Below are 24,692 nucleotides of genomic sequence, written 5' to 3'. Positions count from 1 at the left end.
GGACGGCTACTTCAGCGCGGATGGCGCCACGGAGATACTGACCGTCGCCACGGCTTGGCCGTTCGCGGTCACGACCGTGATGGTTGCCGTCTCCGAGCCGTTGGAGCGGATGAAGTCGCGCAGGAGGGTACCCGCGGAAGCCATCGCCGACGCCGCGCCGGTCGAGCTCGCGGCGGGGACCGCCGTGAAGCCCTGGTCCGTGAGGACCTTGGTGTAGTAGTCGAGCATCTCGGCTGCGGACGACTTGCTGCTCGATGCGACGAGGGACGCCACGGCGGGAGTCGTCGACGCGTCGAAGCTCGTCGCGAGGGCGGCGGCGCCGGGCATGAGCGGCAGGGTCTTCGACGGGAAGCCCGAGGCGATCGCGCTCACGGTCCCGCTAGCCGAAGCCGATGCCGACGCGGTGGCCAGCGAGGTCGAGGATGCGGAGGCCGAGGCGGAGCTCGAAGGCGGGGTGGTGCTCTGCCCCGACCCTGCGGTTGGGCCGCTGCAGGCAGCCATGGCGAGCGCCGCCGAAGCCAGCGCTGTGGCACCTGCAAGCCGTCGAATCCTGTGGGTCGTGAGTGCCATCGAGATTCCGTGTACCTTCCGTGGGCCCATTGAGGTCCCGCCCAGTCTAGTGGGACCCGCTGACCCCGCCCGCCTACGATGGACTCGTGGAGACGCCGGATGTGCCTCGGCCGGATGAGCCGCGGAGAGAGCCGCTCGACGCCCAGAGGCGCCGGGGGATCCTGCACGTTGACATGGACGCGTTCTTCGTCGCAGTCGAGCAGCGCGAACGCCCCGAACTCCGCGGCCGCCGCGTGATCGTGGGCTTCCCCGCGGAACGCTCTGTGGTCCTCTCCGCGAGCTATGAAGCCCGTGCCTTTGGCATCCGCAGCGCGATGCCCATGCTCATCGCGCTGCGGCGCTGCCCGGACGCAATCGTCGTCGAGCCCCGTCACCACCTCTACTACGAGGTGTCCAAGGAGCTCATGAAGGTCTTCGGGGATTTCACGGACCTCGTCGAGCCGCTCAGCGTCGACGAGGCGTTCCTCGACGTATCCGGCGCCGTCCGGCGGCTGGGCGCCGCTCCGGAGGAGATTGCCGCGCAGATCAAGGCACGCATCCGGGCGGACCTCGGGATTACTGCGTCCGTGGGGGTGGCCGGCACGAAGTTCGTTGCGAAGATCGCCTCGGCGAGGTCCAAGCCGGATGGGCTGCTGGTGGTTCGACCCGAAGACACAGTCGCATTCCTCCATGCGCTTCCCGTGGGTGCGCTCTGGGGGATCGGAGGCAAGACGCAGGAGGTACTCGCGCGCCTCGGCATCCATACGATCGCCGATCTGGCCCACACGCCGGACTCGACGCTCAAGCGTTCACTCGGCGCTCCCGGTCTGCACGCCAAGGGCCTGAGCTGGGGCCTCGACGAACGAGCGGTGACTCCCGTGCGTGAGGAGAAGAGCATCGGTGCCGAGGAGACGTTCGCCGCCGACGTCACGGACGATGCCGCGCTCCATGCCGAGCTCCTTCGGCTCGCCCATCGCGTTGCCGGACGGCTCAGGGCGCAGGGGGTCGCGGCGGCGACCGTGGTCCTCAAGCTGCGCTATTCCGACTTCTCGACGCTGTCCCGCTCGCATACCCTCACCGTGCCGACGGACAGCGCGCAGCATCTGTACTCGGCTGCCCGCCAACTGCTCGCTGCGCTGGGCGGCCGGCCTATGCCAGTGCGCCTCATCGGCCTTAGGGGCGAGCGGCTCGAGCGTGCCGCGGGCGCTCCACGGCAGCTGAGCCTGGACCGCATCGAGGACAACTGGCGCACTGCCGAGGAAACCCTCGACCGCGTGTCGGAGAAGTTCGGGGCTGGAATGATCCGCCCGGCCCGCCTCCTCGCCGAGCGGAGGGCCGCTGGTCACCGGGACGGGAGGCCTCCGCGGGGCTGAGACATCCGAACGCGTGAGTCTCCCTGTTGGAACCTACCCGGACGTCATATCCTTAAGGAACCTCGAATATTGGGAGCAGCGAGTCGGCTGGGGATTCAATCTGAGGCGGGTCGCAGCGGCTCGTCCGGCGAATGGAACCCGGAGCCGGTTCGATGCGTTGATGCAGGTGATGGGCCGTCCATCGTCCGCATGCGTGAAGGAGTCGCCATGCCTCTCTCGGAGCACGAACAGAAGATGCTGGAGCAGCTCGAGAAGCAGCTCCACGAAGAGGATCCGAAGTTCGCTGATTCCATGGGTGCCGATGCCCTGCGGACCTTCTCGACCAAGCACATTGTGCTGGGCGTCTTGGGCGTGATCGTAGGCATCCTCGTCCTCCTCGTCGGAGTGAGCATCCAGAACATCTTCGTGGGCGTTCTGGGCTTCCTGCTCATGGGAGCGAGTGTCTACTACGGAACACTTCGGCGTCCGGGGCGGCGCCTGCGCTCGGGCGGCTCGAAGCGCAGCAGCAGCGGTTTCCTCCACAGACTTGAAGCGCAATGGGAGGAACGCCGGCGCGAGGAGGGCTGACCCCGGCCTCCGGGCCCCTGTTGAGGCTCGTCGTGTCGTCTGAACGCCTCACCGCAATCGCCTGGACCGGCTTGACGTTCGCGCGGCCGATGGCTTGAGCACATGAATCGCGACCCCACCTGACGGCCTGACTGCGCCCCGGAACTTCGGTTCCGGGGCGCAGTTGTCTGTCCGGGCGCAGTCGTCTGTCGGTGTCCATCCGGCCTACGGCGGCGGACACCCCACTTTTTTCCCAGGCCAGTGCTTTCGCTCAGGGCCCCTGCTTCGTCCCCGGCACCCCACCTTCCTGACCGGGGATCGACTCTTGTTGCAGTCCTCCACTTTGCTCCCCGAACGGCGTCCGAACCCGTCCGAAGCGCCCGCCAGCGGGCTCGCGAAGGCTCCAGGGCGCCGTCATGCGCCCTGGAACCTGGCGGCTTGGAAACGCACTCCACCACCCTCCACCGGTTCGGAAAGGCCCGGAAATCCGCGGAATGGTGGGGGAGTTTCTTGTACAGATGGTGCGACATGCGTGTCGGTACTCGTTGACGGGGGAGGGGAGTGGAGTAAAGTGGGGGTTGTTGGAGGGAAGTGGCGGCTAGGGACGTTCAGCCTCGGACGGACGGGTGGTGGTACCGATGTTGCTCGGTACGTATTCGCCGCGTCTGGACGAGAAGGGGCGGCTCATCCTCCCGGCGAAGTACCGCGACGAGCTGGCCGAAGGGCTGGTTCTGACACGGGGCCAGGAGCGCTGCATCTACGTCTTCAGCCAGAAGGAATTTGAGAGAGTCCACGAGCAGATGCGGGAAGCCCCTATCTCCTCGCGTCAGGCACGGGACTACCTCAGGGTCTTCCTGTCTGGGGCCTCCGACGAGGTGCCTGACAAGCAGGGGCGCGTGACGATCCCCCAGAACCTGCGCAAGTATGCGGGTCTGGACCGGGACCTGGCCGTTATCGGCGTAGGGACCCGGGCAGAGATCTGGGACGCCCAGGCATGGGAGGACTACCTGTCCGAGAAGGAATCCTCCTTCTCGGAGACCGACGACGACGCACTGCCCGGGATCCTCTGATCCCCTTGGCTGGCCGAGATCTCCAGCCGCCTCGCAAGCCTCCCTGGCTCACCTTCCCCGGAGCCAGGCGGCCCACCGGCGCGGAGGGGGATCTGGGCACAGCCCACCGAACGGAACACGAGCAACGCGAGCCCGACACGACCGGGCGAACCAGACGAGGAGGAGAGGACGATGGCGGAAGACGAGCAGATCAAGCCGACGGCGGAACGCCACGTTCCGGTGCTCCTCGACCGCTGCGTGAACCTCCTCTCGGTCGGAGTCGAGGCGGCGGTGGCCGCGGGCCGGGCGCCTGTCGTCGTCGACGCAACCCTCGGCATGGGTGGCCACAGCGAAGCCATTCTCACGCGCTTCCCGACCGTGACCCTCGTGGGCATCGACCGGGACGAGCAGGCTCTGGCCCTCGCCGGAGCTCGGCTCGCACCGTTTGGCGCACGCGCAAAGCTCGTTCACGCGGTCTACGACGAAATCCCGGAGGTGCTCGAGGGGCTCGGCCTCGACGGAGCCGACGGCGTGCTCATGGATCTCGGGGTCTCCTCGCTGCAGCTCGACGAGCGCCAGCGCGGCTTCGCCTACTCGTATGACGCCCCGCTCGACATGCGCATGGACACGAGTCGTGGCATGACGGCAGCCGACGTGGTCAACACCTACAGTGTCGAGGACCTCACGCGGATCATCCGCTCGTGGGGCGAGGAGAAGTTCGCCGGCCGGATCGCGCGGAACATCGTCGCCGAGCGCGAGAAGGAGCCGTTCACCACGACGGGGCGCCTCGTTGAGGCGATCCGCGCCGTCGTGCCGGCAGCAGCGGCAAGGACTGGGGGACACCCGGCCAAGCGTACGTTCCAGGCGCTCCGGATCGAGGTCAACGAGGAGCTCGACGTCCTCGCACGGGCCGTGCCCGCCGCCATCGACGTCCTGCATCTGGGCGGCCGCATCGTGGTCATGAGCTACCACTCGCTCGAGGACCGGATCGTGAAGACCGCTCTTCAGTCCAGGAGCCGCTCGAGCGCGCCTCCCGGATTCCCGGTGGAGCTCGAGGAACACCGCCCCGAACTGAAGACGATCACCAAGGGAACAGAGACGCCGACGGAAGCCGAGATCGCGGAGAATCCCCGCGCAGCCTCGGCGCGCCTGCGGGCGGCACAACGGATCAGGACGAGGAGTGGAAGATGAGCGCAGCAGCACAGGGGACGGCGGCCGTGGCCGGCACGTCTGCCCTCAGGGCGGCCCCGGGGCGCCCGTCATCGGCGCCCGCCCCGCGCCGGGCACCTCTGTCCTTGGTCCGCTCGCTTCCGCTGCGCCGTCGCGCGCCGTTCGCGGTCTTCTGCCTGGGAGTGCTCGGAGCAGCACTCCTCGCTGTGCTCGTGCTCAACGTCTCCGTGTCCACAGGCCAGTACCAGCTGGTCCAGCTCCGCAGCGAGCAGCTCACCCTTGAGAAGCAGAACCAGGATCTGACACAGCGCGTGCAGAACTACGAGGCTCCCCAGAATCTGGCTGCCCGCGCGGCACAATATGGAATGGTCGCTTCGACGTCCAACGGACAGATTGACCTGAAGACACTCGCGGTGACCGGCGAGGCCAAGGCGGCGCAGAAGGGCACCCCCCAGGGCGCCACGATCGCGCCGCCCGCGGTTCCGGGACAGATTGCTGCCGTGCCGGCAGCGACGACCAAGGATCCGCTCGAGGCGAAGGCGGCCAGCGCGGCGGCTTCCGCTGCTGCCGCGAAGACGGCTGACAAGCCAGCGGTCGATCTGCATGGCGGGTCCATTCCGGCACCCGCGCAGAAGGCTCCGGGCCAGTAGGCACGGCGGCCCACGGTCTTCGTGCGCGGCGGGCCGAGTGTGAGGCCAGAGCACCGAGATCCGAAGGGCAGGGAAAAGCGTGGCAAGAACGAGTTCGGATGCACGGCGCACCGGCCCGCGTAGGGGAGAGCGGCCCGACGACCGCGCCTCCCGGCACGCACGCACTGGTGTGCGACGGCTCAGGCTCGGCCTCGTGGCCATGCTCGCGCTCCTGATCCTCATCGGCGGCCGCCTCGTTCTGGTCCAGGGCCTGGACGTGGGTGGCATGGCCGAGGCCGCGGTGACCAAGAGGCTGCAGAAGACAGTGCTGCCGGCCGCGCGCGGCCAGATCGTCGACTCGCAGGGCGCCGTGCTCGCCTCGAGCGTCGTCCGGTACAACATCACGGTCGACCAGAGGATCGCCTCGGCCAAGGACTTCACCGACCTCGACCGGAGCGTCGACGCGGGGGACGGTAGCAAGAAGGTCGTCAAGATCCCCCGAACCCAGGCGCTGCAGGAGCTCTCCAATGCCCTCGGCAAGTCCGTCGCCGACGTGACCACGTCGATCACGGGCGACAAGCCGTTCAACTACGTGGCCCGCAACGTGACGCCCGACACCGAGGCGACCGTCATGGGCATCGGTTTCCCGGGCATCCTCTCCGAGGGGGTGACCCAGCGCGTCTACCCCAACGGTGCCGTGGGTGGCAGCTTCGTCGGCTTCCTCGGCTCGGACGGCACTGCCCTCTCAGGGCTCGAGCAGACCCAGGACGACGTCCTCAAGGGCCAGGACGGTTCACGGGAGTACGAGATCGGCGCCGACGGGCTCCGCATCCCTGTCGCGACGGACAAGCTCACCCCGGCGCAGGACGGCAAGACGGTCCGGCTCACCATCAACTCGGACCTGCAGTACTTCACCCAGCAGGCCATCCAGACGCAGGCCGACAGGTACAAGGCGGAATGGGGCGTCGCGATCGTCATGGACGCCAAGACGGGGAATATCCTGGCCATGGCCGACTCCAATTCGGTAGATCCGAACGATCCGGGCAAGTCCGCCGCGAAGGACCGCGGCGTCCGCGCTGTGACCGCGGCCTACGAGCCCGGGTCGGTGGAGAAGACGATCACGATGGCGTCGCTCATCCAGGAGGGCAAGGCCAACCCGCTCTCCGAGTACACCATTCCCCCGACGTATACGATCGATGGCCAGACGTTCGCCGACGCGTTCACGCACGGCACCGAGCACCGTACGCTCGCGGGCATCCTGGGGTACTCGATGAACACGGGAACCGTCATGGCTGGCAAGGAGCTCTCACCGCAGCAGCGCTACGACTGGTTCACAAAGTTCGGCATCGGGCAGCCTGTCGACATCGGCTTGCCTGGCGAGGCGTTGGGTATCCTCCATACGCCGCAGGAGTGGGATACACGCCAGCAGTACACTGTCCTGTTCGGCCAGGGCGTGACCCAGTCCACGCTTCAGACGGCCCGCGCGTATGGCGTCATCGCCAACGGTGGCGTCATGGAACAGCCCCGGCTCATCGACGCCTATGTCGGCCCGAACGGCCAGACCGAGAAGTTCCAGACGGCGGCGCCCCAGCAGGTCGTGAGCCAAAACACGGCGCAGCAGGTTCGGGACATGCTCGAGAGCAACGTCACCGCCGGCGAGGTCAAGCCCGCAGCCATCGACGGCTACCGAGTCGGCGCCAAGACCGGCACCTCGGAGGCGCCGCGCGAGGATGGGGTCCCCGGATTCGACGGCGTCACCTCGTCCCTCATCGGCATGGCGCCGATGGAGGACCCGCGGTACGTAGTTGCCGTCGTCATCCAGAGGCCCCAAGGGGACATCTTCGGAATCGGCAACGCCGACGTATTCCGCTCCGTGATGTCCCAAACGCTCCACAAGTACGGTGTCCAGCCGTCCACGGGCACGCCCGTGAAGCTGCCGCAGTACGCCCAGTGACCGGGCCGTGACACGCGGGCGGTGACCCGGCCCGGGGCCATCAAGGCCCGGAGAGGTCTGAGCGGCCTCCGATATAGAGTTGGAATCTCCCGAACAATGAAGGTGAACGTGAGCGATCAGCCCATGCCCTCGGGCAGGAGCGTGCCCCCCGGGGACGCGCAGCATGACAGTCAACAGGCCATCAGGCCAACCCACGTTGAGCCTGTTCCGCTCACGCAGATCGCGACGCTCGTCGGCGTGCCCACCACCGGACTCGAGAGCGCGGATCAGGTGACCGGTGCGAGCCTCGATTCGCGTGCCGTGCAGCCTGGCGACCTCTACTTCGCGCTTCCCGGAGCGTCCCGCCACGGCGCCGACTTCGCGCGGCCGGCGGTCGACGCCGGCGCCGTCGCCGTGCTGACTGACGAGGAGGGCGCGCGCCAGATCGCCCTCGCCGAGTCCCTCGAGGGCGTGCCGGTGCTCGTGATCGACAGGCCGCGTTCGGCGGTAGGCCCGGTGTCCGCGCGGATCTACGGCACGCCGCGCGCCGGTGCAGGGGATGCCGGCATGCTGCTCCTCGGCGTCACCGGAACGAACGGCAAGACCACCACGTCCTACTTCATGAACTCCCTCCTGCGCGCCCTAGGGCACCGCACGGGCCTCATCGGAACCATCGAGATCTCCGCGGGCGGCGAGGCGATCCCGAGCCGGCTCACCACGCCTGAGTCCACCGACCTCCACGCCCTGCTTGCCCTCATGCGCGAGCGGAGCGTCACGGCGGCCTCGATGGAGGTTTCCTCGCACGCGATCGAGTTCGGCCGCATCGACGGGGTCCGCTATGACGCGGTGGGCTTCACCAACCTCACCCAGGACCACCTCGACCTCCACGGGACGATGGACGAGTACTACGCGGCGAAGGCCGAGCTGTTCACGCCCGGGCGGGCAGGGCGCGCCGTCGTGACGGTCGACGACGAGTGGGGCCGCCGCCTCGCGGCCGAGGCGCCGATTCCGGCCACCACTCTCAGCACCGGCGCGGTCGAGGACGCGGACTGGACGGTCGCCGCGATGACGCCTTCCGGAGTGGGCACCGCCTTCGAGCTCCACCACCGCGGGGGTGACGTGCTCCGGATGCGCACGGGCCTGCCTGGAGCGTTCAATGTGGCGAACGCTGCCCTCGCAGCGCTCCTCGTGATCGCCGCGGGAGTGTCCCCGGCGGAGGTCCAAGGGGCACTCGACGCGGCCGACCCGTTCACGCTCGAGGTTCCGGGGCGCATGCAGCTCGTCGGGACCGCGCCGACCGCAATCGTCGACTTCGCCCACAACCCGGATGCGCTCGAGCGCGCCCTCGCTGCGGTGCGACCCGCGGACAAGGCGGGGCGCGTCGTCGTCGTCTTCGGGGCGACCGGCCAGCGCGACCAGGGGAAGCGGCCAGTCATGGGAGCGGTGGCCGTGCGCGGCGCGGACGTCATCGTCGTGACCGATGACGATCCGCACGACGAGGACGCCGCCGCCATCCGGGCCGAGGTCACTGCCGGGGCCCGTGCTGAGGACGCCGAGCACGGCTTGGGCCGGCGGATCGATGAGGTCCACCCGCGCGCGGAGGCCATCCGCCACGCAGTGGCCCTCGCCGAGCCCTCAGATGTGATCCTTGTCGCGGGCCGTGGGCACGAGGTCTTCCAAGAGGTCAAGGGCGTCAACATCGCCCTCGACGACCGGACCGAACTGCGTCAGGCCCTCGTGGACCACGGCTATCCCGTGGTTCCCGCCGCGCCGGGATTCCCGTCTGAGGGCCCGGGCGCACTAGAGTCCGAAGCGCAATGATTGACTTCACAGCGGCGCAGATCGCCGAGATCACGGGCGGGCGGCTGGTCGCGGACCCCGCCATCGTCCCCCAGAACGTCGTGACCGACTCCCGCGAGGTCGGGCCCGGCTCGCTGTACGTTGCCAAGCCGGGCGAGCACGCCGATGGCCACGCCTTCATCGGCGCAGCGTTCGCCGGCGGGGCCGTCCTGACGCTCTGCGAGCGGGAGGTGACGGATGACGACGGCGCGGCCTACCCGTGCGTCGTCGTACCGGACGCCGTTCTCGCTATGGGCGCGCTCGCGAAGGCGGCCGTGGACCGGATCCGCTCGGCGCGTGCGGAACGCGGCGAGGAGTTCACGGTCGTGGGCATCACCGGCTCCGCGGGGAAGACCACCACGAAAGACCTCCTCGCTGGCATCTTCCGCTCGAGCTCAGCCGGATCGGCCTCGGCGACATCGACCGTGGCCCCCCAGGGCTCGTACAACGGCGAGGTCGGTGTCCCGCTCACGGTCTTCCGCGCGGATGCGTCCACGCGATACCTCGTCATCGAGATGGGCGCCACAGGGATCGGCCACATCACCTACCTTGCGGAGATGGTGAAGCCGGACATCGGCGTCGTGCTGTTCGTCGGAACGGCCCATGCCGGCGAGTTCGGCGGCGTCGAGAACATCGCCACGGCCAAGGGCGAACTCGTCGAGGCCCTCTCGCCCGCGGGGACCGCCGTCATCAATTTGGACGATCCCCGCGTCAGAGCCATGGAGCCCCGCACGCGCGCGAAGCTCGTCTTCTTCACGTCACACCCAGAGGCGGCGGGGGAGGCCAGCCAGCGCGGCACAGTGGTGGCTGCGCACGGCGCGACGGTCGACGCCGGTGGGTCACCGGTGTTCGACCTCGCCATCGGCTCGGAGCCGCCCGTCCACGTGGCGAGCCGCCTCATCGGCGCCCACCACACCGCCAACCTCCTCGCCGCCGCCGCCGCCGCGCACGCCGCCGGGATCCCGGTGCCGCAGATCGCCGAGTCCCTCTCGGCGCAGGGCCCCGGCAGCCGCTGGCGCATGCAGCGCACGGAACGCCCGGACGGCGTCACGGTCATCAACGATGCCTACAACGCCAACCCCGAGTCGATGCGCGCCGCCCTCCAGGCCCTCGCCGACCTCGGCCGCGGCCGGCGCACGTGGGCTGTCCTGGGCGCGATGCTCGAGCTCGGCAGCGAGTCGATCCCGGCCCACACCGCGGTCGGAACCCTCGTGGTGCGCCTGAACATCGACCGCCTCGTCGTGGTCGGGCGGGAGGCGCGCGCGCTGTACGTCTCTGCGGTCAACGAAGGCTCCTGGGGCAACGAGACCACCTTCGTCGAGGACGCAGACGCTGCATACGCACTGCTCGAGTCGGAGCTCCTCCCAGGGGACCTGGTCCTCGTCAAATCCTCGAATGGCGTCGGGCTGGGACTCCTCGGCGATCGGATAGCATTGGCGGCAGCTGACGGGTCAACGCCACACTCAGGAACGGAGCTGACGTGATCGCACTGCTGATCGGCGGTGGTCTGGCGCTTGTCTTCGGGCTGGTCGGGACCCCGCTCTTTATCCGTCTGCTGGTCCGCAGAGGCTACGGGCAGTTCATCCGCGACGACGGCCCCACGAGCCACCACACCAAGCGTGGAACCCCCACCATGGGCGGTGCAGTGTTCGTGCTCGCCTCGGTGGTTGCGTACTACCTCACGCACCTCGTCCTGTGGCTCCTGAACCCGGCATCGACTGGACCCACGATCACCGCAGCCCTCCTGCTGTTCCTGATGGTCGGCATGGGAATCGTGGGCTTCCTCGACGACTTCATCAAGATCTCGAAGCAGCGCAGCCTCGGCCTGAGTGCCCGGGCCAAGCTCATCGGGCAGGGTCTCGTGGGCGTCGTGTTCGCGGTGCTCGCGCTCCAGTTCCCCGATGGCCGCGGTCTGACCCCTGCCTCGACCCACATCTCGTTCCTGAGGGACATCCCGTGGCTGAACCTCGCTTTCGGCGGCACCGTCCTGGGAGCGATCCTGTTCGTGATCTGGTCCAACCTGATCGTCACGGCCGCGAGCAACGGAGTGAACCTCACCGACGGGCTCGACGGACTTGCTGCCGGTGCGTCGATCATGGTCTTCGGCGCCTACACGCTCATGGGGATCTGGCAGAGCAATCAGGCCTGCGGGTCCGCCAGAGTCATCGGATCCGTCTGCTACGGCTCGCGTGACCCGCTGGATCTGGCCCTTCTGGCAGCCATCATGAGCTCGGCCCTCGTCGGGTTCCTGTGGTGGAACACCTCGCCGGCCAAGATCTTCATGGGTGACACGGGCTCCCTCGCGATCGGCGCGGCGATCGCGGGCTTCGCGATCCTGTCCCGCACGGAGCTGCTGCTGGTCATCATCGGCGGGCTGTTCATGGTCATCACGCTGTCGGTGATCCTGCAGGTCGGGTACTTCAAGGCAACCAGGGGCAAGCGGCTGTTCAAGATGGCGCCGCTCCAGCACCACTTCGAGCTCAAGGGCTGGGCAGAGGTGACCGTGGTGGTCCGCTTCTGGATCGTCTCCGGCCTCTGCGTCGCAGGCGGGCTCGCCGTCTTCTATGCAGAGTGGGTGGCAGGGCTGTGATCGGGAAATCTTCCTCAGCATCGGCGGAGACCGCAGCCCGGCTGGCGTCGCTCACATCGTGGGACGCCGACTGGTCTGGCCTGCGGGTCGTCGTCGCGGGCATCGGCGTCTCTGGCTTCGCGGCGGCGGACACGCTCATCGAACTCGGTGCCAGCGTCGTGGTCGTCGACGCGTCGGTGACTGAGCGGACCCAAGCGCAGGCGGAAACCCTCCGGATTGTCGGTGCCCAGGACGTCCTGCTCGGCCCGGACGCCGTCGAGCATGTTCCTGCGGTCGACGGCGCCCAGCCGGACCTCGTCGTGACCTCTCCCGGGTGGAGGCCTGACCAGGCCATGCTCGCGGAGGCGACGCGCCGGGCCATCCCGGTGTGGGGCGACGTCGAACTCGCGTGGCGCCTGCGGAGCCGCCGAGGGAAGAAGGCCGCGGACTGGCTCACGATCACCGGGACGAACGGCAAGACGACGACGGTCGGCATGGCAGAGTCGATGCTGCGGGCAGCCGGCCTCACGGCCGTCGCAGTAGGCAACGTGGGCAAGCCCATCCTCGACGCGCTCCGCGAACCCGTCGAGTACGACGTGTTCGCCGTCGAGCTCTCGAGCTTCCAGCTCCACTGGGCGAACTCCCTCTCGCCGGTTGCGTCCGTCGTCCTGAACGTGGCCGAGGACCACGTCGACTGGCACGGCTCCTATGAGGGCTACCTCGCGGACAAGGCCAAGGTCTACGCGAACACCCAGAAGGCGTGCATCTACAACGCCGAGCAGATCGAGACCGAGCGGATGGTCGAGGACGCAGACGTCATCGAGGGCTGCCGCGCCGTCGCGTTCACCACCGGAACCCCCGCCGTGAGCATGCTCGGGGTCGTGGACGGGCTGCTCATCGATCGTGCCTTCATCGAGGAACGCCGCGAGCACGCTGCCGAACTCGGCGCGCTGACGGACCTTGGTCCCTCTGCGCCGCGGCATATGGTGGCCAACGCGCTTGCCGCGGCTGCGCTTGTCCGTGCCTACGGAGTGGAGCCCGCCGCAGTCAAGGCGGGACTGCAGGCCTACCACCCGGGCGACCACCGCATCCAGCCGGTCGCCGCGGCAGGGGGAGTGGTCTGGGTCAACGACTCCAAGGCGACCAATCCGCATGCCGCATCGGCCTCGCTCTCCGCCTTCGGTCATGTCGTATGGATCGCCGGTGGCCTCTCCAAGGGCGTCGCGTACGACGAGCTCGTCTCCCGGCACGCGGGAAGGCTGCGCGCCGTCGTCCTGATCGGTCTGGACAGCTCAGAGCTCGCCGGAGCGCTCGCGCGACACGCGCCGAATGTCCCGGTCTTCCCCGTGGATGCGGGTCAGACTGGTGACGACCAGCCCGCAGGCGGATCCCTGACTGGACGCGAGATCATGGCGCGGGCCGTGGAACTCGCCGCCGCCCACGCGGAGCCGGGCGACACGGTGCTCATGGCGCCCGCAGCGGCCTCGATGGACCAGTTCGTCTCGTACGCCGAGCGTGGGGCGGCCTTCACCGAGGCTGCGCGGGCTGCGGCAGCCCGGGAGACGACCGAGGAGTAGGACATGGCCAGCACGGCGCAGCGGACCCCCCCAGCGCCCCTGCGAGCGGCAGCTGGCCTCTGGCGGCGGATCGTGCGCATCGATTCAGCGAGCAGCGGCACGAGCTACTACCTCATCCTCGGTGCCACTCTGGCGCTCACGGCCATCGGCATCATGATGGTGCTCTCGGCCTCAAGCGTCGAGAGCATCGCCGCCGGGGACAGCCCGTACACCGCAGCACTCAAGCAGGGGCTCTTCGGAGCCCTTGGCCTCGTGGGCATGCTCGTCCTCTCCCGGATCAACGTGCGCTGGCTCAAGCGCCTCGCGTGGCCCGGGATCGGCGTCACGATGGTTCTCCTCGCCCTCGTCCAACTCGTGGGGCGCCGCGTGCTCGGCAACCGCAACTGGATCGACATCGGCGGCTTCAGCCTCCAGCCGTCCGAGTTCGCCAAGCTCCTGCTGGCCCTGTGGATGGCCACGATCCTGAACAAGAAGGCCAAGCTCATGGACAACTGGGTCCATGCGCTCATCCCCGTTGTCCCCGTGGGGCTCGGCGTGGCTGGCCTCGTCATCCTGGGGCACGACCTGGGGACGACCCTCATCATCCTGCTCATCGTGGTCGGTGCCCTCTTCTACGCCGGAGTGCCGACCAGGCTGTTCGTGACGTCCGGCCTGCTCCTCGCCCTCGGCGCGATCGGCTTCGCGATCACGAGTCCCAACCGCATGTGCCGCCTCTACGCGTGGGTCGGGCAGACCCCCGACATCTGCACCGCCGATGGCGGTGACTTCACCTACCAGGTGCAGAACGGCCTGTTCGGACTCGCCTCCGGCGGCTGGTTCGGGGTGGGCCTCGGCCAGAGCCGCCAGAAGTACAGTTGGCTCCCGGAAGCCCAGAACGACTTCATCTTCGCTGTGCTCGGCGAGGAGCTCGGGCTCATCGGGACCCTGCTGGTGCTCGGGCTCTTCGCGGTGCTGGCGGTCGCCGTGTTCCGCGTCGTGTCCAGGCAGGGAGAGCTCTTCCCCCGAATCCTCGGCGGCACCATCATGGCCTGGATCCTCGGCCAGGCAGCGCTCAACATGGCCATGGTCACGGGCATCGCCCCGGTCATCGGGGTTCCGCTGCCGTTCATTTCCTCGGGTGGCTCGGCCCTCGTGAGCTGCCTGTGCGCCATCGGCGTAGTCTTGTCCTTGGCCCGCGAGGACATGCGTCCTACACGGCGCATGCGGGAGAAAGTCCGCAAGGCGAGGGCGCCCCGGAAGGGTGCCGTAGCCCCGGACCGCAGACCCAAAGCGAGTGCGGCCGCGCCGGTCGCCGGCCGGGCCGCGCGCCCGAGCAAGGCTGGCAGTACGAGCCGGGCCGCCACCCCCAGCAGTGCCTCCAGCCCCAGCAGTGCTTCCAGCTCGCGCAATGCTGCGGGTCGGAGCAGCACAGCCCAGAGCAGAGGCACCAACCACGCACAACGGAAGGCCACGACCAACCCATGACCCTCGAGGATCCCGCAGGGACCCCGGCCGAGTCCTCCGGACCCTCCGTCGTGCTCGCGGGCGGCGGTACGGCCGGGCATATCAGCCCGCTGCTCGCTATTGCCCGTGCGGTCGTCGACGCATCACCTGACGCGCGCATCCTCGCCGTCGGCACGGCCAGCGGAATGGAGACCCGGATCGTTCCCGAGGCCGGATTCGAGCTCGCCGTGATCGACCGTGTGCCTCTCCCGCGCAGGCCCACCATGGACCTGCTGCGCCTTCCAGGGCGCTTCGTGAAGGCGGTCCGGCAGTCTGAGGCCATCCTCGATTCGGCACAGGCCGATGTCCTTGTGGGAGTCGGCGGCTACGTGTGTACCCCGATGTACCTCGCGGCACGCAGGCGCGGCGTGCCGATCGTGATCCACGAGGCGAACACGCGTGCAGGCATCGCCAATCGTGTCGGTGCCGCCTTCACCCAACGGGTCGGCAAGGCGTTCCCCGCGACCAGACTGCGGCACTCCCGTGTGGTCGGCATGCCCATGCGCCGCGAGATCTCGGGACTGGACCGCGCCGCGGCGCGGCACGATGCCCGTGTGCGCCTCGGGCTCGATCCGGACGCGACGACGCTCGTAGTCACCGGCGGCTCGCTGGGCGCGGCAAGCCTCAACCGGACGATCGCCTCCTCGCTCGACGCGATGGCCCACGCCGGCATCCAGACGCTCCACATCACTGGGCGGGGCAAGACGGTCAACGGGCCGGACGGCCTGCAGTTGCGCGCCCCCGGATACCGTCAGGTCGAGTACATCGACGGCATGGAGGAGGCCTACGCCGCCGCAGACCTCATCCTCTGCCGTTCGGGCGCGGGCACCGTGTGCGAGGTCGCAGCGGTGGGACTCCCCGCGGTCTTCGTCCCCCTGCCCATCGGCAACGGCGAGCAGGCCCTCAACGCCCGCGGGCTGGTCGACTCCGGTGCCGCGGTCATGGTCCGCGACGCGGACTTCACTCCGGAATGGCTCGAGGCCACCGTCCTGCCGCTGCTCGGCAGCCCGGAGAGGCTCGCCGAGATGTCCCGCAGGGCCTCCGAACAGGGGATCCGGGACGCGGACACGCAGATGGCGGCGATGGCCCTTGCCGCAGCCGAGGGCAGGATTCAGGAAGGAACACGCGCATGAGCCCCAATGAGACGCTTCCGGAGGGGCTCGAGGAGCTCGGCAGGGTCCATTTCGTGGGCATCGGCGGGGTGGGCATGTCCGCCGTCGCGCGCGTCATGGTGGCCCGCGGCGTTCCCGTGAGCGGCTCGGACGCGAAGGACCTGCCCGTCATGGCCGATCTGGCGACGCTGGGCGCACGGATCGCCGTCGGGTACGCGGCCGAGAACCTCGGCGACGCGGAGACCGTGGTGCGCGGCTCTGCCATCCGTGCCGACAACCCCGAGCTCGTCGAGGCGACGTCGCGCGGTCTGCGGGTTCTCCACCGCTCAGAGGCCCTCGCCGCGACCATGGCCGGAGACCACGTCATCGCCGTGGCCGGAACGCATGGCAAGACCACCACTACCTCCATGGTGACCTGGATGCTCCGCGGGGCCGGCCTCGACCCGAGCTTCGCCATCGGCGCCAACGTGCCGGCACTCGGTGTCAACGCCGCCGCGGGGGAGAGCGGCATCTTCGTCGCCGAAGCCGACGAGTCCGATGCCTCGTTCCTCAACTACCGGCCGGTGACCGCGATCATCACCAACGTCGAAGCCGATCACCTCGACCACTACGGGACCGCCGAGGCTGTCCACGAGGCGTTCGACCAGTTCGCCGCGCTCGTGCCCCGGCACGGGCTCGTCCTCGCGTGCGCCGACGATCCCGGCGCCCGCGCCGTGGCCGAAGGCCTCCGTAGCCATGAGGGCGCTCCGCGTGTGCTCCTGTACGGCACTGCGGGCGACGCCGACGTGCGCCTCCGCTTCGATCCCGCCGGCTCCGAGGTGCTGTGGGACGGCCGCACCTCGGTGCTTCCCCTGCGTGTCCCCGGGCTCCACAATGCGCTCAACGCCGCCGGGGCCTTCGCCGCGGCGGTCGACGCCGGTGCGGACCCCGAACGTGCCGCCGCGTCCCTCGCCGACTTCTCCGGTGCGGCCAGGCGCTTCGAGCTCAAGGGAGAGGTGGGCGGCGTCCGCGTCTTCGACGACTACGCCCACCACCCCACCGAGGTGCGAGCCGCTCTCGCCGCAGCCCGCGCCGTCGCCGGTGGCCACGGTGTCCACGTGCTCTTCCAGCCCCACCTGTTCTCCCGCACCCGCGAGTTCGCGGCAGCCTTCGCCGATGCCCTGTCAGGAGCTGACACGGTCCGTGTCATGGACATCTATCCCGCGCGCGAGGACCCCATCCCCGGCGTGACGAGCGAGCTAGTGACCGCGCACCTTCCGGCGGGTTCCTACGCGGCCAGCGCCGAGACCGCCGTCGCAGAGCTCGCGGCCGCGGCGCAGCCCGGCGACATCGTGCTCACGGTCGGCGCCGGCGATGTCACGTTCCAGGGCCCCGAGATCCTGAAGGCCCTTGCCGCGAAGGCCGGTCATTCTGTTTCCTCCGATGCTGTTGACCAGTCCGATGCCGCTGTCGCCGCCAGCCGTGAGGCTCCGCATGACTCCTAGCGGACGCGTGCCCAGAGTCCCGAGGGTGCCTCGCCAGCCGCGCCCCGGCGGTGCGGCTCCCCAGGGTACCCAAGCACGGCGCACGCAGGAGCAGGGCTCGGGGTCGGAGCACCTGACCGAGCCGGCCGAGCGTGCCGCGGACCGGTTCGGCGTGCCTTCCGACCGATCGCGCACGGCTTCTGATCAGACTGGCCCTCCAGCGGCCGCACGAACGGCGGGCGACGCCGCCCGGTCGCCGTTGGGCGGTCGGGTGACGGTCGGCAACGGAGCCAAGGTGACGCTGCTCAGCACCGCGCGGGACGGCGTCGACGGGCGAGGAGCGCCGACGGACGCGAGTGCCGCGGGAACGCCCGACGCGTCCACACACGAGCCAGAGAGGTCGCGGAAACGCGAAGGCCCCCGCTTCCGATTCGGCCGCGGCACAGGGAAAGCCACGGTGGAGCGGGGCACCGGCGGCCAGACAGCCGAGGGCCCGGGATCGGCCGAGGTGCTCGCCTTCCCCGAGCCCCCGGCGAAGCGCCATCGTCGGCACGTGCTGATCGGAGGTATCGCCGCCGTGGCCGTCGTGGCGGGGCTGTTCGCGATGCTTCTCTTCACGCCGCTCATCGCGGTGCGCAAGATCACCGTCCAGGGCACCCATCTGCTTCCGGTGCAGCGGATCGATTCCGCCCTCGCCCCCCTCCGGGGCAGGCCGCTGGCCACGGTGGGAAGTGATGACGTCGCGAGGCTCCTGGGCCAGTTCGTCGAGGTCAAGAGTGTCAAATCCCGGGCTGTGCCGCCCGATACGCTCGTGGTCCAGATCGCGGAACGCGTGCCCGTGGCTCTCGTGAAACAGGACAAGAAGCTCTTGATCGTGGACGGCGACGGCGTGGTCCTCGGTGAGGCCGCCGACCTCTCGCAGTACGCGGTGCCGGTGATCGACGGCTCAGCCATGCCCATGGGCCAGTCGGTGTTCCGGGCCGTGACGGCTGTGCTCGCGGCCCTCCCGGCCGATGTTCTGGGCAAGCTCGCGACAGCCTCGGCCCAGTCGGCGGACTCTGTTGAGCTCAAGCTGTCGGATGGTCGCACGGTACTGTGGGGGAATGCCGATGACCGCGAGCTCAAGGCCAGAGTCCTCTCGGCCCTCATGAAGGCGGCCGAGTCCCCCGTGAAGGGGCAGGCTCCTCCGCAGGTCTTCGATGTCAGCACCCCGCGTCACCCGGTGACGCACTGAGGGGTGAGACCCAGAGAGAGCGAGCGGGGCAATGGCGCGACACGCCTCGACGGTCGTTGCGCGCCCCGAAGGCGCCCCATACCGTCTTCCTAAGAGCTACTTGACATAACTATAACCCTCAAGTTGAAGGTTAAGGTTGTGGACTCCAAGCTTTTGCAGAACCAGCAGGCTTTCGAACAAGGGACACTCAACGTGGCAGCACCGCAGAACTACTTGGCCGTCATCAAGGTCGTCGGCATTGGCGGCGGTGGCGTGAACGCAGTCAACCGCATGATCGAAGTCGGTCTGCGAGGTGTGGAGTTCATCGCCATCAATACCGACGCCCAGGCGCTGCTGATGAGTGACGCGGACGTCAAGCTCGACGTCGGCCGCGAGCTCACCCGTGGCCTCGGCGCCGGCGCCAACCCCGACGTCGGCCGCCAGGCCGCAGAGGACCACTCTGACGAGATCGAAGAGGTCCTCCGCGGGGCCGACATGGTCTTCGTGACTGCTGGCGAGGGCGGCGGCACGGGCACCGGGGGCGCACCCGTCGTTGCCCGCATCGCCCGCAGCCTCGGCGCCCTGACGATCGGCGTCGTCACCCGCCCGTTCACCTTCGAGGGCCGCCGCCGTGCTTCGAGCGCCGAGAACGGCATCGAGGCGCTGCGCGACGAGGTCGACACGCTCATCGTGATCCCGAACGACCGCCTGCTCTCCATCAGTGACCGCAACGTCTCCGTCCTGGATGCCTTCCGGTCGGCGGACCAGGTGCTGCTTTCCGGTGTCCAGGGCATCACCGACCTCATCACCACCCCGGGCCTGATCAACCTCGACTTCGCGGACGTCAAGTCCGTCATGCAGGGCGCCGGCTCGGCCCTCATGGGCATCGGCTCCGCCCGGGGCGAGGACCGTGCCGTCAAGGCCGCAGAACTCGCGATCGCCTCGCCGCTCCTCGAGGCCTCGATCGATGGTGCCCACGGCGTCCTGCTCTCCATCCAGGGCGGCAGCGACCTCGGCCTCTTCGAGATCAACGAGGCCGCACGACTCGTCCAGGAGGTCGCGCACCCCGAGGCCAACATCATCTTCGGTGCCGTGATCGACGACGCGCTCGGCGACGAGGCGCGCGTGACCGTCATCGCGGCGGGGTTCGACGACGTCAAGGCTACGTCGCCCTCGCTCGAGGACGTCAAGGCCGCGCAGGTGCCGGCACCCCCGGCCCCCGCCGCCGCACCCCACGCAGCGGCGGCAGGCAACGGCGGATCGCCCCTGGCGCCGCGTCCTGCTCAGCCGGTCGCGTCGCACGCCGGGCTGAGCCAGTGGAGCCAGGGCCACACGGGCCTGCCTGCGGACGGTGGGTTCGACGTCGAGCTCCCCGCCGTCGTCGAGCCGGACCTGTCGGGCAACCGCAACGACGACCTCGACGTGCCCGACTTCCTCAAGTGAGCGACGGCTCCGTCGAGGGTCCGCAGGCCGAGAATCTCTTCTGGTGGCGCCGGGATGTCCGTCCCGGCGTCACCGTCGCGTTCACGCAGTCCGCCGCGGGCAACCTCGCGTTCCACGTCGGGACTGATGACGACGCCGTGAAGCGCCACCGGGAGTCCCTCGCCGCTGCGGCGGGGGTGCCGTCATTCCAGTACATGAGCCAGGTGCACGGCCGTGACACGGCGTGGGCCGGCGTCGATCAGTGTCCGACCGCGGATGCGCTCCTGTCCCGTGGTGAGCCGGTCGCGGTGATGGTCGCAGACTGTGTCCCGATCGTGATCGTCGGAGAGTTCGAGGACGGCAGCCCTGCGCTGGCCACAGTGCACGCGGGCCGACCGGGGTTGGCCGCAGGAGTCGTGCCAGAGGCGGTCGGCCAGCTCAGAGATGCTGGTGCCCGAGGTCTTGAGGCGTGGCTGGGCCCCAGCATCTGCGGCAGCTGCTACGAGGTGCCCGAGCAGATGCGCGACGAGGTCAACCGCATCGTCCCGGGAACGGCGGCCACGACGAGCTGGGGGACCCCTTCGCTCGACCTTCCGGCGGGCGTCAGGTCCCAGCTAGACGCCGCAGGCGTCGCTGTGCACCGAGACGCCGAGGCCTGCACCTACGAGCATCGCGAGTTCTTCTCCCATCGGCGCGAGCCCGGCGTCGGCCGCATTGCGGGTGTGGCGTGGAGCCATGGCTGAGCACATCGGAAACGGGGGACGTCGGGCCGAGCTCGCGGCGAATCTGACGCGGGTCCGGGAACGCATCCGGGCCGCGTGCGAGGCCGCCGGCCGTGCTGACGAGCCTGAGCTCATCGTGGTGACCAAGTTCCATCCTGCGTCCGATGTGAGGCTGCTCGCCGAGCTTGGGGTCACCGATGTCGGTGAGAACCGCGATCAGGAAGCCTCGGCAAAGGCTGCGGAACTCGCGGACCTGCCGCTCACGTGGCACTTCATCGGACAGCTGCAGACCAACAAGGCCAAGAGCGTGGTCCGCTACGCGGACGTCATCCACTCCATCGACCGATCGTCGCTCGTCGGCGCCCTCGGCAAGGCGGCAGCCGCGGCAGGGCTTCAGGATCTTGCGTGCCTGGTCCAGGTCAACCTCGACCCCGAGGCCGCTCCCGGACGAGGGGGAGCGCTCCCCGCCGAGGTGCCCGCTCTCTCGCAGCTCATCGACGACACGCCCGGATTGAAGATCGCGGGGGTCATGGCCGTGGCACCGCTCGGCGCCGACCCGGCGGCGGCGTTCAGGCGTCTCATGGCGGTCTCGGCGGGTATGAGGGCGCGGTTCTCGGCCGCCACGATGGTTTCGGCCGGGATGAGCCAGGACCTCGAGGCGGCCGTGGCCGCCGGTGCGACACACCTGCGGATTGGCACCGATGTCCTCGGTGCGCGTCCAGCGGTGGGGTAGCTTCAAAGTGCCGGGACCTTCTGGGCCGAGTGATCCGGCGTTGCGTTTGCACACCGACCGGCCCGAGGAAAGGAGTCGAGCATGGCTGGCGCTCTGCGCAAGACGATGATCTACCTCGGTCTGGCGGACGGCGACGAGCAGTTCGAGACCGAGACACACCACGCACGGACAGAAGAGGAACAGCCGGTGCACACAGAGCGCGAAGAACGCCGCACGGTGCTGGCCACCCGCGAGGCGGCCCCTGCCGAGGTTGAGGAGTATCGTGCTCCCGTGACACCTATCAAGCGGGCCGCCGCCGTGCGCGACGACGGCGGACTTCGCCAGATCACCACCGTGCATCCGCGCTCGTACAATGATGCAAAGGTTATCGGCGAGAACTTCCGGGATGGAATCCCTGTGATCATGAACGTCACGGATATGGGCGAGGCAGACGCGAAGCGCCTCGTGGACTTCTCCGCGGGGCTCGTGTTCGGCCTCCACGGGAGCATCGAACGCGTCACGAACAAGGTGTTCCTGCTGTCGCCGTCGAACATCGAAGTCCTCGGTGAGGACAAGAAGGCCACCGAGACCCAGGCAACCTTCTTCAACCAGAGCTGATCCGCGGAGACCCATGGGCATCCTGTTCGCCGTCCTGTACCTGCTCCTTGAGCTGTTCTTCCTCGCGCTCGTCGCCCGTCTGGTGTTCGACTGGGTGCAGTCGTTCGCGAGGTCGTGGCGTCCGAGGGGCGCGGCCCTCGTGGCCGCAAGTGCCGTGTACTCGGTGACCGATCCGCCCATGAAACTGTCCCGGCGATGGTTCAAGCCACTGCGGCTTGGTGCGATGAGCCTTGACCTGGCCTTCATCGTTCTCATCATCGTCGTGGTGATCGCTATGGCGGTCGTTACGAATCTCGCGTAGGTTCGTGGCAGAGTAGTCCGCTGAACACCCGTCCGCCACCTCAGGCAAGTGGGCGAGTGGAGCAGCAGGTAACAATTCAGATACGGTAGTAACGGTGGCGGACGCTGCCCGATCTATTGAGACCCAAGAGGTGAGCAGATGGCTCTGACGCCAGAAGACGTTGTCAACAAGCGGTTCCAGCCGACGAAGTTCCGCGAGGGCTACGACCAGGACGAAGTAGACGACTTCCTCGACGAGATCGTCATCGAGCTCCGCCGCCTTAATCAGGAGAACGACGAGCTCCGCAAGAAGGTCGCCGAGCTCTCCAGCAAGGAGGGCGCGCCCCAGGCTGCCGAGAAGCCGGCAGCCCCGGAGGTCCGCGAGGAGGCCAAACCGGCCCCCGCCAAGGTCGCCGAGGTTCCCGCGCCGACCCAGGCGGCGCCCATCGCGCCGTCCGCTGCCCCCGGTCCTCAGGCCGCGGGCGGCCGTTCAACGGCCGCCGAGTCCGCCGCCGGCCTCCTCGCCATGGCGCAGCAGATGCACGACAAGCACGTCCAGGACGGCATGGACCAGCGGGACAAGATCATCGCTGAGGCCCAGATCGAGGCAAGCGGCCTCGTCAACGACGCCCAGGAGAAGTCCCGCAAGACGCTCGGCGCCCTCGAGCAGCAGCGCTCGGTGCTCGAGCGCAAGGTTGAGCAGCTCCGCGGGTTCGAGCGTGACTACCGTTCGCGCCTCAAGAACTACATCGAGGGGCAGCTCCGCGACCTCGAGGCCCGGGGCTCCGTCGCCACGGCCGATATCTCCGACAACGCCGAGGTCTGATCACCCTCAGTCCGCAGGACCGGCGGCTGCCTCAGGCGGCCGCCGGTCCTGCGTTGCCACCGGAAAGAAGTATGGACACTACGCCTGACGCCCCCGAGGCCAGTCCCGGGCGGCGACGACGCGCCGTCGTGCTCCTGGCCCTCATCGCGGTTGTCGCCTACATCGGCGACCAGCTGACCAAGCTGTGGGTCACGAGCACCATGGTCGAGGGAGAGCGGATCCCCGTTCTCCCGCCGCTGCTGCAGTGGTACTACATCCGTAACTCGGGCGCTGCGTTCTCCATCGGCGAGGGTGTGACCTGGGTCTTCACGATCGTCATGACCGTCGTGTCCGTGGGCATCGTCATCTACTCCCGGAAGGTTCGCTCGCTGTGGTGGGGCGTCGCGCTCGGGCTCGTGCTCGGCGGAGCCCTCGGGAACCTGACGGACCGGCTGCTCCGTGAACCTTCCTTCGGCATGGGCCACGTCGTGGACTTCATCTCCCTGCCGAATTTCGCGATCTTCAATGTCGCCGACTCCGCCGTCGTGTGCGGCGTCGTGCTCGTGTGCCTTCTCACCTTGATGGGACTCTCGCCGGATGGCACGCGCCAAAGGCGCGAGAGCACGCCGCCCGACGGCGCGCCGCAGGATGGGGCATCCACCGAAGGCGAGCATGACTGAATCCGAGCACCTGCTCGTCCCGGAAGCGTTGACCGGGGCCCGGGCGGATGCCGTGCTCGCGGAGCTCCTCGGGCTCTCACGCTCCGCAGCGGCGGCACTGTTGTCCGGCGGGCACGTGCAGCTCGGCGGCAAGGCCGTGGCCAAGTCGGCCAAGCTGGGCGCCGGGGATGAGCTCGTCGTCGAGCGGCCGGAGACGCGTGACCCTCTGGAAGTAGTGGTGGAGACAGTGGACGGACTCGAGATCCTCATCGACGACGAGGACTTCGTTGTCGTCGACAAGCCGGTAGGCGTCGCCGCCCACCCGTCACCCGGCTGGGTCGGCCCCACGGTGGTCGGGGGTCTCGCAGCAGCCGGCTACCGCATCTCCACGTCCGGGGCCCCCGAACGGGCGGGGATCGTGCACCGGTTGGACGTGGGTACTTCCGGGGCAATGGTCGTGGCCAAGACCGAGCACGCCTACACGCTGCTCAAGCAGGCGTTCAAGGAGCGCACGGTCGAGAAGGTCTACCACGCGGTGGTCCAGGGGATCCCCGACCCGCTCGAGGGGACGATCGACGCCCCGATCGGCCGTCACCCGGGCTACGACTGGCGCTTCGCCGTGGTCGAGGACGGCCGCCCCTCCGTGACGCACTACGAGGTCCTCGAAGCCTTCGGGCGGGCAAGCCTGGTCGAGGTCCACCTTGAGACCGGCCGGACCCATCAGATCCGCGTCCACTTCTCAGCCTTGCACCATCCGTGCGCCGGGGACCTCACCTACGGCGCGGATCCGCGCCTCGCTGCGGATCTGGGCCTCACGCGCCAGTGGCTCCACGCCTACCGGCTCGCCTTTGCGCACCCGCGCACGGGGGAGCGCGTTGAGGCTGTGAGTCCTTACCCGGCGGACCTCGAGTACGCCCTCGATGCTCTGCGCGAGGGGCGCGTGTAGGTCTGCTCGGCGCGTTGACCGCTCC

Annotated in this window: 23 protein-coding genes; 22 read left to right on the top strand and 1 reads right to left on the bottom strand. The window is 68.9% G+C overall.

All coding sequences use genetic code 11. The features are described from left to right. Positions 1–6 precede the first annotated feature (6 nt). Positions 7–570, bottom strand: a complete 564-nt coding sequence (locus RBS60_RS06025) for a hypothetical protein (protein WP_307956620.1) — start codon at positions 568–570, stop codon at positions 7–9. Between the two features lie 86 nt (positions 571–656). Between RBS60_RS06025 and dinB the strand changes: the two genes are divergently transcribed. From dinB to RBS60_RS05915, 22 genes are all read left to right on the top strand, one after another. Beyond that, positions 657–1,922: a DNA polymerase IV gene (gene dinB, locus RBS60_RS06020; protein WP_374049231.1), complete on the top strand. Its 1,266-nt coding sequence runs from the start codon at positions 657–659 to the stop codon at positions 1,920–1,922. A gap of 207 nt (positions 1,923–2,129) precedes the next feature. Then, complete coding sequence (locus RBS60_RS06015; protein ID WP_307956619.1) at positions 2,130–2,489, top strand: DUF3040 domain-containing protein; 360 nt, start codon at positions 2,130–2,132, stop codon at positions 2,487–2,489. 617 nt (positions 2,490–3,106) lie between these two features. Next, complete coding sequence (gene mraZ, locus RBS60_RS06010; protein ID WP_307956618.1) at positions 3,107–3,538, top strand: division/cell wall cluster transcriptional repressor MraZ; 432 nt, start codon at positions 3,107–3,109, stop codon at positions 3,536–3,538. A 171-nt stretch (positions 3,539–3,709) separates the two neighbouring features. Next, on the top strand, positions 3,710–4,708 hold the full coding sequence (gene rsmH, locus RBS60_RS06005; protein WP_307956617.1) for a 16S rRNA (cytosine(1402)-N(4))-methyltransferase RsmH: 999 nt from the start codon (positions 3,710–3,712) through the stop codon (positions 4,706–4,708). After that, complete coding sequence (locus tag RBS60_RS06000; RefSeq protein ID WP_307956616.1) at positions 4,705–5,337, top strand: hypothetical protein; 633 nt, start codon at positions 4,705–4,707, stop codon at positions 5,335–5,337. Before rsmH ends, RBS60_RS06000 begins: the two co-directional genes overlap by 4 nt. A 169-nt stretch (positions 5,338–5,506) precedes the next feature. Then, the gene (locus RBS60_RS05995) at positions 5,507–7,270 is read left to right on the top strand and encodes a penicillin-binding protein 2 (RefSeq protein ID WP_307956737.1); all 1,764 of its coding nucleotides are present in this window, start codon (positions 5,507–5,509) and stop codon (positions 7,268–7,270) included. A gap of 123 nt (positions 7,271–7,393) precedes the next feature. After that, positions 7,394–9,070, top strand: a complete 1,677-nt coding sequence (locus RBS60_RS05990; protein WP_307956736.1) for a UDP-N-acetylmuramoyl-L-alanyl-D-glutamate--2,6-diaminopimelate ligase — start codon at positions 7,394–7,396, stop codon at positions 9,068–9,070. After that, positions 9,067–10,572: a UDP-N-acetylmuramoyl-tripeptide--D-alanyl-D-alanine ligase gene (gene murF, locus RBS60_RS05985; protein WP_307956615.1), complete on the top strand. Its 1,506-nt coding sequence runs from the start codon at positions 9,067–9,069 to the stop codon at positions 10,570–10,572. Before RBS60_RS05990 ends, murF begins: the two co-directional genes overlap by 4 nt. Further along, positions 10,569–11,678, top strand: coding sequence for a phospho-N-acetylmuramoyl-pentapeptide-transferase (gene mraY, locus RBS60_RS05980; RefSeq protein ID WP_307956614.1), 1,110 nt, complete (start codon positions 10,569–10,571; stop codon positions 11,676–11,678). The genes murF and mraY overlap by 4 nt, the downstream gene beginning before the upstream one ends. Continuing rightward, entirely contained in the window at positions 11,678–13,234 is a 1,557-nt protein-coding gene (murD, locus tag RBS60_RS05975; protein ID WP_374049243.1) for a UDP-N-acetylmuramoyl-L-alanine--D-glutamate ligase, read from the top strand. Before mraY ends, murD begins: the two co-directional genes overlap by 1 nt. A gap of 3 nt (positions 13,235–13,237) precedes the next feature. Further along, complete coding sequence (gene ftsW, locus RBS60_RS05970) at positions 13,238–14,698, top strand: putative lipid II flippase FtsW (RefSeq protein WP_307956612.1); 1,461 nt, start codon at positions 13,238–13,240, stop codon at positions 14,696–14,698. Next, positions 14,695–15,849, top strand: a complete 1,155-nt coding sequence (gene murG / locus RBS60_RS05965; protein ID WP_307956611.1) for an undecaprenyldiphospho-muramoylpentapeptide beta-N-acetylglucosaminyltransferase — start codon at positions 14,695–14,697, stop codon at positions 15,847–15,849. The genes ftsW and murG overlap by 4 nt, the downstream gene beginning before the upstream one ends. Continuing rightward, positions 15,846–17,312 carry a UDP-N-acetylmuramate--L-alanine ligase gene (murC, locus tag RBS60_RS05960; RefSeq protein WP_307956610.1) on the top strand — a complete coding sequence of 489 codons (1,467 nt, stop codon included), beginning with the start codon at positions 15,846–15,848 and terminating at the stop codon, positions 17,310–17,312. Before murG ends, murC begins: the two co-directional genes overlap by 4 nt. Before the next feature lie 274 nt (positions 17,313–17,586). Continuing rightward, complete coding sequence (locus tag RBS60_RS05955) at positions 17,587–18,525, top strand: cell division protein FtsQ/DivIB (RefSeq protein WP_307956609.1); 939 nt, start codon at positions 17,587–17,589, stop codon at positions 18,523–18,525. A gap of 192 nt (positions 18,526–18,717) precedes the next feature. After that, on the top strand, positions 18,718–19,947 hold the full coding sequence (gene ftsZ / locus RBS60_RS05950) for a cell division protein FtsZ (protein ID WP_307956735.1): 1,230 nt from the start codon (positions 18,718–18,720) through the stop codon (positions 19,945–19,947). Then, complete coding sequence (locus RBS60_RS05945) at positions 19,944–20,669, top strand: polyphenol oxidase family protein (protein WP_307956608.1); 726 nt, start codon at positions 19,944–19,946, stop codon at positions 20,667–20,669. The genes ftsZ and RBS60_RS05945 overlap by 4 nt, the downstream gene beginning before the upstream one ends. Next, complete coding sequence (locus RBS60_RS05940) at positions 20,662–21,381, top strand: YggS family pyridoxal phosphate-dependent enzyme (RefSeq protein ID WP_307956607.1); 720 nt, start codon at positions 20,662–20,664, stop codon at positions 21,379–21,381. Before RBS60_RS05945 ends, RBS60_RS05940 begins: the two co-directional genes overlap by 8 nt. An 81-nt stretch (positions 21,382–21,462) precedes the next feature. Beyond that, positions 21,463–21,978: a cell division protein SepF gene (locus RBS60_RS05935; RefSeq protein WP_307956606.1), complete on the top strand. Its 516-nt coding sequence runs from the start codon at positions 21,463–21,465 to the stop codon at positions 21,976–21,978. 13 nt (positions 21,979–21,991) lie between these two features. Beyond that, positions 21,992–22,279 carry a YggT family protein gene (locus RBS60_RS05930; protein WP_307956605.1) on the top strand — a complete coding sequence of 96 codons (288 nt, stop codon included), beginning with the start codon at positions 21,992–21,994 and terminating at the stop codon, positions 22,277–22,279. Positions 22,280–22,417: 138 nt separating this feature from the next. Then, positions 22,418–23,083, top strand: a complete 666-nt coding sequence (locus RBS60_RS05925; protein WP_307956604.1) for a DivIVA domain-containing protein — start codon at positions 22,418–22,420, stop codon at positions 23,081–23,083. A gap of 71 nt (positions 23,084–23,154) precedes the next feature. Then, entirely contained in the window at positions 23,155–23,742 is a 588-nt protein-coding gene (gene lspA, locus RBS60_RS05920; RefSeq protein WP_307956603.1) for a signal peptidase II, read from the top strand. Next, on the top strand, positions 23,735–24,667 hold the full coding sequence (locus RBS60_RS05915; RefSeq protein WP_307956602.1) for an RluA family pseudouridine synthase: 933 nt from the start codon (positions 23,735–23,737) through the stop codon (positions 24,665–24,667). Before lspA ends, RBS60_RS05915 begins: the two co-directional genes overlap by 8 nt. The last annotated feature ends 25 nt before the right edge of the window (positions 24,668–24,692 follow it).

Origin of the sequence: Sinomonas sp. ASV486 (assembly GCF_030908215.1) — a bacterium.
GTDB classification, from domain to species: Bacteria; Actinomycetota; Actinomycetes; order Actinomycetales; family Micrococcaceae; genus Sinomonas; species Sinomonas puerhi.
The sequence above is the reverse complement of the archived record's forward strand: the minus strand, read 5'-3'. Positions and strand labels throughout refer to the sequence as shown.

Bases quoted from the DNA above. Each gene is read 5' to 3' on its own strand.
- RBS60_RS05940 (WP_307956607.1), top strand. From the start codon at position 20,662: ATGGCTGAGCACATCGGAAACGGGGGACGTCGGGCCGAGCTCGCGGCG.
- ftsW (WP_307956612.1), top strand. From the start codon at position 13,238: ATGGCCAGCACGGCGCAGCGGACCCCCCCAGCGCCCCTGCGAGCGGCA.
- RBS60_RS06015 (WP_307956619.1), top strand. From the start codon at position 2,130: ATGCCTCTCTCGGAGCACGAACAGAAGATGCTGGAGCAGCTCGAGAAG.
- murC (WP_307956610.1), top strand. From the start codon at position 15,846: ATGAGCCCCAATGAGACGCTTCCGGAGGGGCTCGAGGAGCTCGGCAGG.
- rsmH (WP_307956617.1), top strand. From the start codon at position 3,710: ATGGCGGAAGACGAGCAGATCAAGCCGACGGCGGAACGCCACGTTCCG.
- RBS60_RS05935 (WP_307956606.1), top strand. From the start codon at position 21,463: ATGGCTGGCGCTCTGCGCAAGACGATGATCTACCTCGGTCTGGCGGAC.
- murG (WP_307956611.1), top strand. From the start codon at position 14,695: ATGACCCTCGAGGATCCCGCAGGGACCCCGGCCGAGTCCTCCGGACCC.
- RBS60_RS06000 (WP_307956616.1), top strand. From the start codon at position 4,705: ATGAGCGCAGCAGCACAGGGGACGGCGGCCGTGGCCGGCACGTCTGCC.
- RBS60_RS05930 (WP_307956605.1), top strand. From the start codon at position 21,992: ATGGGCATCCTGTTCGCCGTCCTGTACCTGCTCCTTGAGCTGTTCTTC.
- mraZ (WP_307956618.1), top strand. From the start codon at position 3,107: ATGTTGCTCGGTACGTATTCGCCGCGTCTGGACGAGAAGGGGCGGCTC.
- murF (WP_307956615.1), top strand. From the start codon at position 9,067: ATGATTGACTTCACAGCGGCGCAGATCGCCGAGATCACGGGCGGGCGG.
- RBS60_RS05990 (WP_307956736.1), top strand. From the start codon at position 7,394: ATGCCCTCGGGCAGGAGCGTGCCCCCCGGGGACGCGCAGCATGACAGT.
- RBS60_RS05925 (WP_307956604.1), top strand. From the start codon at position 22,418: ATGGCTCTGACGCCAGAAGACGTTGTCAACAAGCGGTTCCAGCCGACG.
- lspA (WP_307956603.1), top strand. From the start codon at position 23,155: ATGGACACTACGCCTGACGCCCCCGAGGCCAGTCCCGGGCGGCGACGA.
- RBS60_RS05915 (WP_307956602.1), top strand. From the start codon at position 23,735: ATGACTGAATCCGAGCACCTGCTCGTCCCGGAAGCGTTGACCGGGGCC.
- RBS60_RS06025 (WP_307956620.1), bottom strand. From the start codon at position 570: ATGGCACTCACGACCCACAGGATTCGACGGCTTGCAGGTGCCACAGCG.